Genomic DNA, 14,132 nt, shown 5'->3' with positions numbered 1-14,132 from the left:
AATTGTAACACGATTCTTTAATACAGGAACGCAACTAAAGTTGACGAACCGTCACAAATGACACTTCGTCATAATAGATCAAAAAACAAACATTTCAAGTATGAATTTATAATTAGAAGATAAATAGCCACCAATTATGCATACCCAAGTAGCTACAGAATGCTTGGTTCAACGAGAATGGTTTCTTTGTAGAGGAAGCGAGAGAGGCTTTGGGAGGAACAACGAAGGAAATCAGCATGTTAAAAATAACGAAAGTAGATGCTGAACAGGTATTATTCGAAATAAGCCCAAAACACTTTAAGTCTGAATTAAGAGCAAACACCGCTGAATGCCCTACTTACAAAGTATTTGCTGTCTTAGGCTTTTTCTTTTGCAACGCCCTTTCAGAAACTCTCTTCAAAAAAGGCTCAAAATCTATATAGATAGGCTTGGCTTATCACCTGCAGATGCGATGGCATAACGAATATCATCAATAAATCGCCCCTCTGTCTCAATAATGCCGTCAGAGAATGTGACTGGCTGATGTGGCCCAGCAAGTAGAACAATATTAGTAAAATCAGAGACATTAAAGTTCTCTGCTACAACATTTTTGGAATGAAAATCGATGACGGTCTTTGCGACTTGATCTTCCAGTAACAAAAGCTGTTCTTCGGTAATTTTCATACGCGCCAAAGCAACGCGAACACACTTATCGTGGGTAGTCGTCTGCTCTTTTATGATTTCGGTATATTTGTCGTTGAGCTTGGAGTTCTCTGCATAGCTATAATATAAAGGTCCGTGCAGCGTTATATTTTTATCTTCATCAACGTAAACGAGATCCAACAACTCTAATGCTTTTAAGTAATCGGACATGCTCTGCTCAGACAAGTCATACTTTTTCTTTAAAATAGAATAGCCGTCTTTACCTCGTAACATTCTCAATTCACGATAAAAGTCGTAAAGGTGAGGGAATTGAAAGAATACTTCATCCTGTGTGCGACTAAAGTAATCCTCGTCTTCACCTTGCAATTGATTTGCGAGCTTTTGTAGTTCATCTAACGTGCAATCAACCGCTCTACAATATTCCAGCAACTTATCTAAAGCGAGATTCGTGCTTGTAAGATGTCTCTTAAAGGTAGATAGTGGCATACCCATTTTCTCAGATAGCTCTCGATATGTTAGCCCTTTTGTTTTAATCGCTTGGCGTAATGCGGCTAGCAAGTATTCGGGAGTCAGATCTCTCATCTACAATTCCTTTTGGCAATGTTACAGCTGTATAGTATTTGTAACAATTTAGAACCGCTTGGCAAGGTATAAGTTCATATTTTTATAAGAAAAACATGAATTAATATACTGAAAAGAGAATTCACACAACAAATGAAAAATTCAATATGAATTCAATTTCATTATAGATATAAAATAATATGCAAAATAAAAGTGAAGCAATTACTCTAAATCATCGTGATTAATTTTAATAGTAACGTAAAGTTGAGAATATAAACCTATTCTCTCTACAAAAATCTAGAATAATTAACCTAAAAGGAACAGAACGGTAAATGCATAATAATTCACCGCTCTCTATTAGCATTTTTGCAATGCTATTCAAGTAGACTAGTCCGCTAGTTTCACTGCAGTACCAAATGCCAAAATTTCCGAAGAACCATCTACGATTGAGCTTGTGGTAAATCGAATCCCTACAATTGCATCGGCACCTTTAGATTCAGCGTCCGCCACCATGCGCTGTATAGCAATATCACGCGCGTCGGTCATCATTTCCGTGTAACCACGAATTTCGCCGCCAACAATGCTCTTGATACCCGCCATGAGGTCACGGCCAATATGCTTTGATTGAACAACATTACCAGTTACAACCCCTCTGATTTCAGAGATCTGCTTGCCAGGAATGCTTTCGGTCGTTGTGTAGATCATTTTTAATCCCTTATAAACGTAAAAATTTATACCCAAGCTACCTTATAACTAACATAAGATGCTAACCAATAAATTGAGAAGACTGATAAACAATACTCTAAATAGCCAAGCTAAAAGTCATTTGGGTATAAATTTTAGCAATAAAAAAGGAGAGCTAATGCTCTCCTTCTCTTAATCCTAAACTGCTAATTAAAGAGCAGCTTTCGCTTTTTCAACTAGAACTGCAAATGCAGCTTTGTCGAATACTGCGATGTCCGCAAGGATCTTACGGTCGATCTCGATAGATGCTTTCTTAAGACCATTGATGAAACGGCTGTAAGATAGACCATTTTGACGAGATGCCGCATTGATACGTGCAATCCATAGTTGACGGAATTGACGTTTCTTAGCGCGACGGTCACGGTAAGCGTATTGACCAGCTTTAGTAACTGCTTGGAAAGCTACGCGGTAAACACGTGAACGCGCACCGTAGTAACCTTTAGCTTGTTTTAGAACTTTCTTATGACGTGCACGAGCTTGTACACCACGTTTTACGCGAGGCATTATGCTTCTCCTAAACTAAACGATTGATAACTAAAAAGAATTAAGCGTATGGCAACATACGGATTACTGCAGCCACTTCACATTTTGGAAGGATTGCATTCGGACGTAGTTGACGCTTGTTCTTAGTAGTACGCTTAGTCAGGATGTGACGTTTTGTAGCGTGCTTGTACTTAATACCACCAGCAGTTTTCTTAAAACGCTTAGCAGCACCTTTGTTGGTTTTCATCTTAGGCATGATGAATAACTCCGCATTGAGTAGGTTTAATAAACAACGTAATTAGGGCGAACAAAACCTAGCCGTTATGCCTTTATCGAAAGGAAAGCGGCTAGGTTTTAATTACTTGATGAGCCGTTAATTACTTCTTTTTAGGGGCTAGCACCATGATCATCTGGCGACCTTCAATCTTCTTAGGGAAAGATTCAACTACAGCAATTTCTGCAGTATCTTCCTTAAGACGATTTAGAACGTCAACACCGATGTCTTGGTGTGCCATCTCTCGGCCACGGAAGCGAATTGTTACTTTCACTTTGTTGCCTTCTTCAAGGAAACGCGTCAGGTTGCGTAGTTTTACCTGATAGTCTCCAATATCAGTTCCAGGACGGAATTTTACTTCCTTGATCTGGACCTGCTTTTGCTTCTTCTTCTGCTCTTTAGCAGTTTTGCTCTTCTCGAAGAGGAACTTACCATAGTCCATCACACGACAAACAGGTGGCTCGGCGTTAGGACTGATCTCAACGAGATCCATACCAGCTTCTTCAGCAGCTGCAATGGCTTCTTGAATCGATACAACACCAACTGATTCACCGTCAGCGCCTGTTAGTCGAACTTCACGAATACCACGAATTTCACCGTTGATACGGTGCGGGTTTTGTTTTACCGGCTGTTGGCCACGTCTTCCGCCTTTAATAGCTTATTCCTCCAGATTGAGCTTACGGCTAGAGATCTCGTCTTGGATGTATGCAATAAAATCATCCACTTTAAATTTACCAAGATCTTTACCTTTACGAGTACGCACTGCAATTTCGCCAGCTTCCATTTCTTGGTCACCAACAACAAGCATATACGGTACACGCTTCAAAGTATGTTCGCGGATTTTAAAGCCAATCTTCTCATTTCTCAAGTCCGCTTTAGCTCTAATTCCACTTTTTTGTAGTTTTTGTACTATTTCTTGAACATAACCTGACTGTTTATCAGTAATGTTCATAAGAACTGCTTGTTCTGGCGCCAACCAAGTTGGGAAGAAACCAGCATATTCTTCGATAAGGATACCGATGAAGCGCTCTAGTGAACCTAGAATCGCACGGTGAATCATTACCGGTACAAGACGTTCATTGTTTTCACCTACATAAGTTGCACCTAAGCGACCTGGTAGGTTGAAGTCTAGCTGGACAGTACCACACTGCCACGCACGGTCTAGACAATCGTATAGTGTGAATTCAATCTTAGGACCGTAGAACGCACCCTCGCCTTCTTGAATTTCGTATGGAATATCCATCGATTCAAGAGACTGCTTCAATGCTTCTTCAGATTGATCCCAGATTTCATCTGAACCTACACGTTTCTCTGGACGAGTAGACAGTTTCACTACGATGTTGTCGAAACCAAATGTTTGGTACGTATCGTACACCATCTTGATACAGTTTGTTACTTCTTCTTGAATTTGGCTCTCAGTACAGAAAATGTGAGCGTCATCCTGAGTAAAGCCACGTACACGCATAATACCGTGTAGTGCACCAGATGGTTCGTTACGGTGACATGAGCCAAACTCAGCCATACGTAGCGGTAAGTCGCGGTACGATTTTAGACCTTGGTTGAAGATCTGTACGTGACCTGGACAGTTCATTGGCTTAATCGCGTATTCACGGTTCTCAGAAGAAGTTGTGAACATTGCATCAGCGTATTTGTCCCAGTGCCCAGAGCGTTCCCAAAGAACACGGTCCATCATAAGTGGACCTTTCACTTCTTGGTAACCGTACTCATCTAGCTTAGCGCGGATGAATACTTCTAGATCACGGAAGATAGACCAACCATTGTGATGCCAGAACACCATACCCGGTGCTTCTTGCTGCATGTGGAATAGGTCGAGTTGCTTACCAATCTTACGGTGATCACGCTTCGCCGCTTCTTCTAGGCGAGTTAGGTGCGCTTTCAGTGCTTTCTTGTCGTGGAAAGCCGTACCGTAGATACGTTGAAGCATTTTGTTGTCGCTGTTACCACGCCAGTAAGCACCTGCAACATTCAGCAAAGTGAAGTGTTGACAGAAGCTCATGTTAGGAACGTGAGGACCACGACACATGTCGATGTATTCTTCATGGTGGTAAAGGCCTGGACGATCATCACGAGATACGTTTTCGTCTAGGATTTCCACTTTGTATGGTTCGCCACGTGATTCAAACGTATCACGCGCTTCCTGCCAGCTTACTTTTTTCTTAACCACTTCGTACTTGGTTTTCGCTAGCTCTTTCATACGCTTTTCAATCTTTTCAAGATCTTCTTGCGTTAGAGATTCGTCTAAGTCGATATCGTAGTAGAAGCCATTGTCGATGGTTGGACCGATCGCCATTTTAGCTTGAGGGTAAAGCTGCTTAAGAGCGTGACCAAGAAGGTGAGCACAAGAGTGACGAACGATTTCTAGACCGTCTACTTCATCTTTAACTGTGATGATTTCAAGGCTTGCGTCTTCTTCAATTAGATCACACGCATCAACGCGGTTACCGTTTACACGACCAGCGATAGTTGCTTTTGCAAGACCAGGACCGATCGATTGCGCAACTTCCATAGTAGAAACTGGGTTGTCAAATTGACGCTGACTGCCGTCAGGAAGAGTAATAATAGGCATGCTATGTCCTTTACAGTGGTGTTGCACACCAAGCAACACATGTTATTCAAATTAGAAGCTATTTGTTGAAAATAGTTGAGAGTCAATAAAGGCCTCTCGGTAACACGAATACCGGACCGTTATCGAAAATGGGATTGTACCTAGCTCACATTTAGAATGCAAAGCGCGATTTTGTTTTGTCATAAGAACTTAACCGCAGACCCGTCACGACAATCTGATCATGCTTTTTTAAGAGACCGCATAGCTGATGAATGGAATTGCCCCTCAATGAACTTACACAACAAATTACAATATCCCCTATTACGTGTGAACCGATACAAAGCCTAACACGCTGGGCGAGAGCTCAACGTGCGATTTAGGTATATAGTTGTTTTATAGAGTAGTTTGTATGTAGGTATTCATCATGGTCTATTTCAAATCGCGCTTTATGGTGCTTCTAAGCACCTCGATATGTTCTTTGCAAGCCTTCGCATCAAATGACTTATATGGCCCGCTGCGTTCTTACGCACAATCCCCAATGCAAGTGGTTAGTCACACCAACATACTGCGTTCAGGACATAGTCTGCCCTATGGTTTTGTCGAAGCCTATGGTTCAGGAACCGTGGCAAGTGTTTGGGCTCATACTGATGAATACGCACTGGATTATTACCACAATCAAATCGAATTAGGCAGCAAATGGCAAGTCAGCAACCGTTGGCAGTTGGAGCTCAACTATCGATGGGTCTTTGCCGCTGACAACCATTTAGATGGACTGACGAAAAGCTTCCATAAACTTTTCGGTATCGGACAAAATGGGCGGGATAAAGTAGACAGAGATCGTTTTTACATTTCAATGCCGCAATATGATGTGCTTGAAGATGATTTCGAAGGACAAACACTGGCCAATAACCTATCTACTTACTTACAGTATCAAGTGTTCCAAAATGAACATCACGGCCTATCGATTGGCGGCAGTTTGTATTTTAACGATGTGGCTCACGGCACTTTTCAAGGTAGCAGTTTCGAGCAAGGCTTCCAATTAAACTACAGCTACTTAAGTGATGCTCATGCATTTTATTCGATGATTGGCATGACTTTTCGCTCGGATGACCGTGCCTTGCTCGATCTGCCCTATCGACATAATACGATTGCCATTGCGGGTGGGTACCGTTATGCCTTAGAAGATAACCATCACCTGATGTTGGAATATCATTGGTATCAAGGGTCAACAGAAGGACCCACAGAGTTTGCTGATGCCTCTAATGAACTGGTATTGGGCTATCGATATCTAATGGAAAATTCAGCGCTTGAGTTTTTAGCCGTAGAGAACGCAAGAAACATGGATAACAGTACCGATATCGCTTTCACAATAGGATATCGGTACATATTTTCATCAAGGTGATGAGAGCTATAGATTTAGCGTTGGTGCAACTGCGGCTGCGACTTGAGCATCGGTTGCATTGATCGGCAACGTAAACGAGCGATATTGGTCACCAGCCAAGCTGAGCGAACGGTCAATCTCTGCCAAACAATGCATGACCTGCCCTTCCAGAATAAAAGAGAGCTCAATTTCTTTTGATGAGATAAAGCCGCTGTTACGGAACTCTAGCTCTTGATAAATACCAGAGCGAGAGGCAAACGAGCCACCGCGCAAAAAGCCTTTTTCAACATCGGCTTTAACCATAGTGAAGCCAGCTTGCTCGATCGCTTGAATAACCCGAGATGCTACTGGTAGTGGTTTCACTTCAATATAGTCACGGTCACGCGGATCAATTGCAAAATCAATATCTAACGTCGTCTCGACCCAAACATGACATTGATTCTTAAGTGCGCTAACCGCAGTAATTGGTGTTTCGTCATGCAGTTTTAGCTCAAACGGAACCTGCTTTTCTTCATTAGGTTGAATCACAAAAGGGTCAACTGCTTTCAATTGATCGATAGTGAAGGTTTGATAACTTACGCTATCATCCACTTCGACTTTCATTTCCGTGTTCAATTTAATCGTAATAGCATCAATTTGTTGTTCGACGTCTCCGCCTTTGACATGAACATGCCCTTTCAGCGTCGCTCCTTGAAACACGCTCATTTCGTCCAAAATGGTATCTACTTTTGCAGAGCCGATCCCCAGTGATGCTTTCAATTTTTTAAACATACTTTTCCTTTTTTAACGACTTTTCTTCTAATAATCGTTTGTTTACACAATTGTTTTCTGCTGTGCAAGCAATAGACCACAAGAAAATGCTTGAATTCAATCATCAATCCAAATAATGCTCAACAGCAAGAGTCATTCAGCTCTGCAATAGGATTGTTCGGTCACTAAGCGGTACATTCGTCGAGAAATGTTTGCAATTTGTACCTAAATTAAGCAGTATTTGTATAGTCAAATAAAGGGAAATCATTATGTCTGCACCACTCTACATTCAAATTAAACAATTTATCCTGGATAAAATTGATGCTGGAGAGTGGGTAGTTGGTCATCGCATCGCCACCGAGATTGAGCTTACCGAGCAATTTGGTGTCAGTAGAATGACAGTGAACAAAGCAATTCGGGATTTAGTAAATGAGGGCCGATTACAACGTCGCCCACGCTTAGGCACGTTCGTGTGTGATCCTGGTGAAAAGTCAGAATCTCCCCTGCTAGACATTCGAAACATTGCCGAAGAAGTCAGCGATAGAGGGCGAAAGTATGGCAGTAAAGTGCTCAAACAGATTGCCATAAAAGCAGATGACAACATTGCGATAAAACTCGGCGTTATGCTAGGCACGACAGTGTTTTACAGTGAAATTATTCACTATGAAGACCAAACGCCGATTCAATTGGAGCTCCGCTGGGTGAATAGCCAATATGCCCCGAGTTATTTAAATCAAGACTTCACACAAATCACTCCAAATCAATACCTGTCAGATAATTGCCCACTCAGCGCGATAGAACATACTGTAGAGGCAATTGTGCCTGAAAGCCGTATTAAGCAAGACTTAACAATGCAAGCCAATGAGCCTTGCCTTCTCTTGAATCGCAGAACGTGGAGCCAAGATAAGTTAGTCAGTACCGCCCTACTTTATCACCCTGGTAACAAATATAAGCTGAGCTCAAAAGTGCTCATTTAAGGGCAAGATTGGTCCTCTAGATCTACGTTTTGATCACATTTTAGCAACATCAATCTTGTCAGTGTTCTTATTTTGCTCTATTTATTTGTATATACATTTAATGATACAAATAAACACAGGGACACAAACATGGATTTGCTGATTGAAAACGCACGTCTGGTCACCATGCAGTCGGGAGAGCGCGGTTATCTGCCAACGTCTCCTGCTCGTATTGGCATTCAATCTGGAAAAATCGTTGCGATCAGCACCTGTGCAATTGGTGAAGACGAACCGCAAACCGAGTCTCTGCTGTCTGCCCAACATTACGCTCAGAGTATCGACCTTCAAGGCAAGTTAGTTCTGCCAGGTTTGATCGACTGCCACACTCATCTTATTTACGCGGGCAATCGTGCCAACGAATTTGAAATGCGCTTAAGCGGCGTGCCATATCAAGAAATTTCCAAACAAGGCGGTGGGATACTTTCAACGGTGCATGCGACGCGTTCAGCAACCGAAGCGCAGTTAGTTGAGTTAGCGTTGCCACGTTTAGACGGGCTACTCGCGAGCGGCGTCACTTCTGTCGAAGTGAAATCAGGCTACGGATTGACACTGAATGATGAAGTAAAAATGCTCCGTGCAGCCAAAATGCTTGAACAAGAGCGCAAAGTTAAAATCACGACTACACTTCTCGCCGCTCACGCCATTCCGCCAGAGTTCCAAGGTCGTGCAGATGATTATATTGAGCACATTTGTCAGGACATAATCCCTGTTGTCGCAAAGGAAGAATTAGCTACGAGTGTCGATGTTTTTTGTGAATCGATTGGTTTCAATCTTGAACAAACAGAAAAAGTGTTTGTAGCTGCAAAACGCCACGGCTTAAAGGTTAAAGGGCATACTGAGCAACTTTCTAATCTCGGTGGTACAGCCCTCACTGCGCAATACAACGGTCTGTCAGCGGATCACATCGAGTTTTTAGATGAGCAAGGTGTTAAAGCACTTGCTCGATCAAACACCGTCGCCACTCTATTGCCTGGCGCTTTTTATTTTCTAAGAGAAACTCAGTTACCACCGATTGAGTTGTTGAGAGAGCATAACGTGCCGATGGCAATTGCTACGGACGTCAACCCAGGTACATCACCATTTTCTGATCTCACACTCATGCTGAATATGGCGTGCACGCTATTTCGCCTTACACCGCAAGAAGCACTGCGTGGTGTAACGCAACATGCAGCCAAAGCTCTGGGTTATCAAAACTCACGTGGCGAAATCAAAGTAGGGTTTGATGCGGACTTCTCTATATGGGATATCGAAAGCCCTGCGGATTTAAGCTATCAAGTCGGAGCAAAACGTCTGGTAGGTCGTATAGTAAATGGTGAATACATTTCACACGGAGGCCAATAATATGTCTCAATTCGACCTACACTCTCCCCTATTTCATTGGCAAGGCCGTCATGATGCCGAGGACGGCAAGCTTGGTCAGCGAATTCATCACGTTGTTCAACGCCAAAAAGCAGATGAGTTGAGTGCCGTTGCGCATGGCGTCTCATTACTCGGTTTTGCTACCGACGCTGGCGTTGCGAGAAACAAAGGACGCATTGGCGCGAAAAAAGCGCCAGACTTAATCCGACGAGCACTCGCTAATTTAGCATGGCACCAAGACGCCCCACTATATGACTTAGGTACTGTGGTGTGTGAAGACGACTTACTGGAAGAGAGCCAAGCTCTATGTGCAGCAACCATTTCAAGCGCACTGCCCCATACGCCAGTCATCGTGCTGGGTGGTGGGCATGAGATTGCGTGGGCCTCGTTTTCCGGCTTAGCGGAATATTTTAAAGCGCACCATCCAGAGAAGAAGCCTAAAATCGGCATTATCAATTTCGATGCGCATTTCGATTTGCGCGCATTCGAGAGTAACCTCGCCGACATAAGACCGAGCTCTGGTACACCCTTCAACCAAATTCACCATTTTTGTCAACGTAACGATTGGGACTTTCATTACGCTTGTATTGGTGTAAGCCGCAGTAGCAACACTAAAGCGCTATTTGAAAAAGCAGATGCGTTAAATGTTTGGTATGTAGAGGACAATCAGCTCTGCTACTTAAACCACAGTTATCACTTAACTCAGCTTCAGCATTTTATTGACGACTGTGACTACCTCTATTTGACTATTGATCTGGATGTATTCCCTGCTGCAACCGCACCTGGAGTCAGCGCACCAGCAGCTCGGGGAGTGAGTTACGACACAATTGCCCCCTTTTTAGATCGAATTCTTCATTACAAAAATAAGTTAATGCTGGCTGATATCGCCGAATACAACCCAAATTATGACGTCGATAGTCAAACAGCACGATTAGCTGCCCGTTTGTGTTGGGATATCGCCAACGCAATGGCGGAAAAACAGCACAAACCATAATGCATCCCAGATGCCACTGATTATTACGACCAAGCAAGTACTTGGTCATCACGAGAAACTAAAGGAGTCTGAAATGACACAGCGCCAGGGACAAGATCCACGACTTGATACAAGCAGAACAATTCGTGCACCTCACGGAGATAAACTGCGCGCAAAATCTTGGCTAACCGAAGCCCCTCTTCGTATGCTGATGAACAACCTTGATCCTGATGTTGCAGAACATCCACATTCACTGGTTGTATATGGCGGCATTGGCCGAGCAGCGCGAAACTGGGAATGTTACGACAAGATTGTTGAAGTACTTGAAAGACTCGAAGATGACCAAACGCTTTTAGTTCAATCAGGCAAGCCTGTTGGTGTTTTCCCTACTCATAAAAATGCCCCACGCGTGCTTATCGCAAACTCAAACCTTGTTCCGCATTGGGCAAACTGGGAACACTTCAACGAGCTCGATAAACAAGGCTTGATGATGTACGGCCAAATGACCGCTGGCAGCTGGATATACATTGGCTCGCAAGGTATCGTACAAGGCACATACGAAACGTTCGTATCTGTTGCAAAAAAACACTTTGACGGTGACGCAAATGGCCGTTGGATTCTAACAGGTGGTCTTGGTGGCATGGGTGGTGCTCAACCTCTCGCTGGTACAATGGCGGGCTTCTCCATGATTGCAGTAGAGTGTGATGAATCACGTATCGATTACCGCCTACGTACAGGCTATGTCGATAAGAAAGCGACTTCTTTAGATGAAGCGCTAGCTATCATTAAAGAGTCAGACACACCAGTATCGGTTGGTCTACTAGGTAATGCAGCAGACGTTTTCTCTGAGCTGGTAGAACGTAATATCACGCCTGATGTCGTAACAGACCAAACGTCTGCACACGACCCGCTCAATGGCTATTTACCACAAGGCTGGAGCATGTCTCACGCAGCAGAAATGCGTTTGCAAGATGAAGCAATGGTCGTAAAAGCAGCGAAAAAATCCATGGCTGTGCAAGTTCAAGCGATGTTAGAGCTGCAAAATCGCGGCGCCGCAACACTCGACTACGGTAACAACATCCGCCAGATGGCCTTGGAAGAAGGCGTAGAAAACGCATTCGATTTTCCTGGCTTCGTTCCAGCCTACATTCGTCCTCTATTCTGTGAAGGTATCGGTCCTTTCCGTTGGGCTGCTCTCTCTGGCGATCCTGAGGACATTTATAAAACCGACCAAAAAGTAAAAGAGCTAATTCCAGATAATCCGCACTTACATAACTGGCTAGATATGGCTCGCGAACGCATCCAGTTCCAAGGTTTACCTGCGCGTATTTGCTGGGTTGGTCTTAAAGATCGTGAGCGTCTTGGTCAAGCATTCAACGAAATGGTGAAAAATGGCGAACTTAAAGCGCCCGTTGTCATTGGTCGAGATCACTTAGATTCTGGCTCTGTAGCAAGCCCGAACCGTGAAACCGAAGGTATGATGGACGGTTCTGACGCCGTATCAGACTGGCCATTATTAAACGCGCTACTCAACACGGCGGGCGGCGCAACTTGGGTTTCACTACACCACGGTGGTGGCGTAGGTATGGGCTTCTCGCAACACTCAGGTATGGTTATCTGCTGTGACGGCAGTGAAGATGCCTCAGAACGTATTGCCCGCGTGCTGCATAACGACCCAGCAACAGGCGTGATGCGTCATGCTGATGCGGGATACGATATCGCTAAACAATGTGCAGCAGAGCAAGGGCTAGATTTGCCAATGCTCAACGAAGAACTGAAGAAGCTCAAGTAAGGATGAAAGAGATGTTAAATTTAACGCTAAAGCCAGGTCATATTAGCTTAAACGAACTACGCCAAGTGAGCCGTTCACCAGTCAACCTCACTTTGGATCCTGAAGCCATTCCGGCCATTGAAGAAAGCACACAGGTCGTAGACCGAGTCATCGCGGAAGATAGAACGGTTTACGGAATTAACACTGGTTTTGGGCTATTGGCTAACACACGAATAGCACCAGAAGATTTAGAAACACTGCAACGCAGTATCGTTCTTTCTCATGCGGCAGGTATCGGTGAGTTTATGTCAGATGAAACGGTTCGTCTGATGATGGTATTAAAAATCAATAGTCTGTCTCGTGGCTTTTCTGGGATTCGCCTAAAAGTCATTAATATGCTGACCGACCTAGTCAACGCACAAGTTTACCCTTGCGTACCTAAAAAGGGCTCTGTTGGCGCATCAGGTGACTTAGCTCCTCTAGCCCATATGAGCACAGTATTACTGGGAGAAGGACAAGCTCGCCACAACGGTAATATCATTTCCGGGCAAGAAGCATTAAAAATCGCAGGTCTAGAGCCTATCACTCTGGCGCCAAAAGAAGGCTTAGCGCTACTAAATGGGACTCAGGCATCCACAGCGTTCGCATTGGAAGGCCTGTTTATCGCGGAAGACCTTTTCGCGTCAGCAACCGTTTGTGGTGCAATGTCTGTTGAAGCCGCTCTCGGCAGCCGACGTCCATTCGATCCGCGCATTCACCGTGTACGTGGTCATCGCAGCCAAATGGACGCAGCACTCGCATACCGTCATTTGTTAGACACATCGAGTGAAATAGGTGATTCGCACACTAACTGTGAAAAAGTACAAGACCCGTATTCTTTGCGCTGTCAGCCTCAAGTGATGGGTGCGTGTTTACAGCAAATCCGCAATGCGGCGGAAGTATTACAAGTAGAAGCGAACTCCGTATCAGATAATCCGTTGGTGTTTGCTGAAGATGGTGACATCATCTCTGGCGGTAACTTCCACGCGGAGCCTGTTGCAATGGCAGCCGACAACCTAGCACTTGCGATTGCCGAGATCGGCAGCTTGTCTGAACGTCGTATGGCATTACTTATCGATAGCGCGCTATCAAAACTACCACCGTTCTTAGTCGACAATGGTGGTGTGAACTCTGGTTTCATGATTGCTCAGGTTACCTCTGCTGCGTTAGCAAGTGAAAACAAAACACTCGCTCACCCAGCGTCAGTAGACAGCTTGCCAACATCTGCAAACCAAGAAGATCACGTGTCAATGGCAACATTCGCGGCTCGCAGATTGAAAGAAATGGGCGAAAACACTCGCGGTATTCTGGCGGTAGAATACCTCTCAGCAGCACAAGGCCTAGACTTTAGAGCACCAAACAAGTCCTCTGAGCGTATTGAGATTGCGAAACAAATGTTGCGTGAAAAAGTATCGTTCTACGATAAAGATCGCTACTTTGCTCCAGACATTGAACAGGCAAATACTCTGCTTAAGCTGGCTATCCACAACACGCTCATGCCAGAGAGCTTGTTACCAAGTGTTCAATAACCAAGCATAACTGGCATTTCATCGAATAAACAGATAATGACTTG

14 protein-coding genes are annotated in these 14,132 nt (G+C 44.1%); 7 read left to right on the top strand and 7 right to left on the bottom strand.

Annotated features, from left to right (window positions below):
• Positions 1–236 precede the first annotated feature (236 nt).
• Positions 237–422 (top strand): hypothetical protein, encoded by a 186-nt coding sequence (locus R7P80_RS05285; protein WP_005377915.1) that lies wholly within the window; start codon positions 237–239, stop codon positions 420–422.
• Here the strand turns inward: R7P80_RS05285 and R7P80_RS05280 are convergent.
• The 6 genes from R7P80_RS05280 to thrS all read right to left on the bottom strand — a co-directional run bounded on the left by R7P80_RS05280 (position 415) and on the right by thrS (position 5,291).
• A complete protein-coding gene (locus R7P80_RS05280; protein ID WP_005377917.1) occupies positions 415–1,224 on the bottom strand; it encodes a helix-turn-helix domain-containing protein in 810 nt (269 codons plus the stop codon). The genes R7P80_RS05285 and R7P80_RS05280 overlap by 8 nt on opposite strands.
• A 366-nt stretch (positions 1,225–1,590) precedes the next feature.
• Positions 1,591–1,908, bottom strand: a complete 318-nt coding sequence (locus tag R7P80_RS05275) for a heavy metal-binding domain-containing protein (RefSeq protein ID WP_005377919.1) — start codon at positions 1,906–1,908, stop codon at positions 1,591–1,593.
• Positions 1,909–2,097: 189 nt separating this feature from the next.
• Positions 2,098–2,451, bottom strand: a complete 354-nt coding sequence (rplT, locus tag R7P80_RS05270; RefSeq protein WP_004727974.1) for a 50S ribosomal protein L20 — start codon at positions 2,449–2,451, stop codon at positions 2,098–2,100.
• 40 nt (positions 2,452–2,491) lie between these two features.
• Positions 2,492–2,686: a 50S ribosomal protein L35 gene (gene rpmI, locus R7P80_RS05265; RefSeq protein ID WP_005377932.1), complete on the bottom strand. Its 195-nt coding sequence runs from the start codon at positions 2,684–2,686 to the stop codon at positions 2,492–2,494.
• A 121-nt stretch (positions 2,687–2,807) separates the two neighbouring features.
• Entirely contained in the window at positions 2,808–3,359 is a 552-nt protein-coding gene (gene infC / locus R7P80_RS05260; protein WP_080276913.1) for a translation initiation factor IF-3, read from the bottom strand.
• A gap of 3 nt (positions 3,360–3,362) precedes the next feature.
• A complete protein-coding gene (thrS, locus tag R7P80_RS05255; protein WP_005395892.1) occupies positions 3,363–5,291 on the bottom strand; it encodes a threonine--tRNA ligase in 1,929 nt (642 codons plus the stop codon).
• Positions 5,292–5,694: 403 nt separating this feature from the next.
• Here thrS and R7P80_RS05250 point away from each other — a divergent pair, with 403 nt between their 5' ends.
• Positions 5,695–6,672 (top strand): DUF3187 family protein, encoded by a 978-nt coding sequence (locus R7P80_RS05250; protein WP_053303168.1) that lies wholly within the window; start codon positions 5,695–5,697, stop codon positions 6,670–6,672.
• A 6-nt stretch (positions 6,673–6,678) separates the two neighbouring features.
• On the opposite strand, the gene R7P80_RS05245 is transcribed toward R7P80_RS05250, so the two are convergent.
• A complete protein-coding gene (locus R7P80_RS05245) occupies positions 6,679–7,422 on the bottom strand; it encodes a sporulation protein (protein WP_042521960.1) in 744 nt (247 codons plus the stop codon).
• 248 nt (positions 7,423–7,670) lie between these two features.
• Here R7P80_RS05245 and hutC point away from each other — a divergent pair, with 248 nt between their 5' ends.
• The 5 genes from hutC to hutH all read left to right on the top strand — a co-directional run bounded on the left by hutC (position 7,671) and on the right by hutH (position 14,088).
• A complete protein-coding gene (gene hutC, locus R7P80_RS05240) occupies positions 7,671–8,378 on the top strand; it encodes a histidine utilization repressor (protein ID WP_033905141.1) in 708 nt (235 codons plus the stop codon).
• A 129-nt stretch (positions 8,379–8,507) separates the two neighbouring features.
• The gene (gene hutI / locus R7P80_RS05235; RefSeq protein ID WP_053306946.1) at positions 8,508–9,758 is read left to right on the top strand and encodes an imidazolonepropionase; all 1,251 of its coding nucleotides are present in this window, start codon (positions 8,508–8,510) and stop codon (positions 9,756–9,758) included.
• Between the two features lies 1 nt (position 9,759).
• Entirely contained in the window at positions 9,760–10,770 is a 1,011-nt protein-coding gene (gene hutG / locus R7P80_RS05230) for a formimidoylglutamase (protein ID WP_033905138.1), read from the top strand.
• A gap of 73 nt (positions 10,771–10,843) precedes the next feature.
• Positions 10,844–12,541, top strand: a complete 1,698-nt coding sequence (gene hutU / locus R7P80_RS05225) for a urocanate hydratase (RefSeq protein WP_033905347.1) — start codon at positions 10,844–10,846, stop codon at positions 12,539–12,541.
• 11 nt (positions 12,542–12,552) lie between these two features.
• Positions 12,553–14,088: a histidine ammonia-lyase gene (gene hutH, locus R7P80_RS05220; protein ID WP_017634855.1), complete on the top strand. Its 1,536-nt coding sequence runs from the start codon at positions 12,553–12,555 to the stop codon at positions 14,086–14,088.
• Positions 14,089–14,132 lie beyond the last annotated feature (44 nt).

The sequence above is a fragment of the Vibrio sp. 2092 genome, assembly GCF_033339635.1.
Classification (GTDB): Bacteria; Pseudomonadota; Gammaproteobacteria; order Enterobacterales; family Vibrionaceae; genus Vibrio; species Vibrio alginolyticus.
The sequence above is the reverse complement of the archived record's forward strand: the minus strand, read 5'-3'. Positions and strand labels throughout refer to the sequence as shown.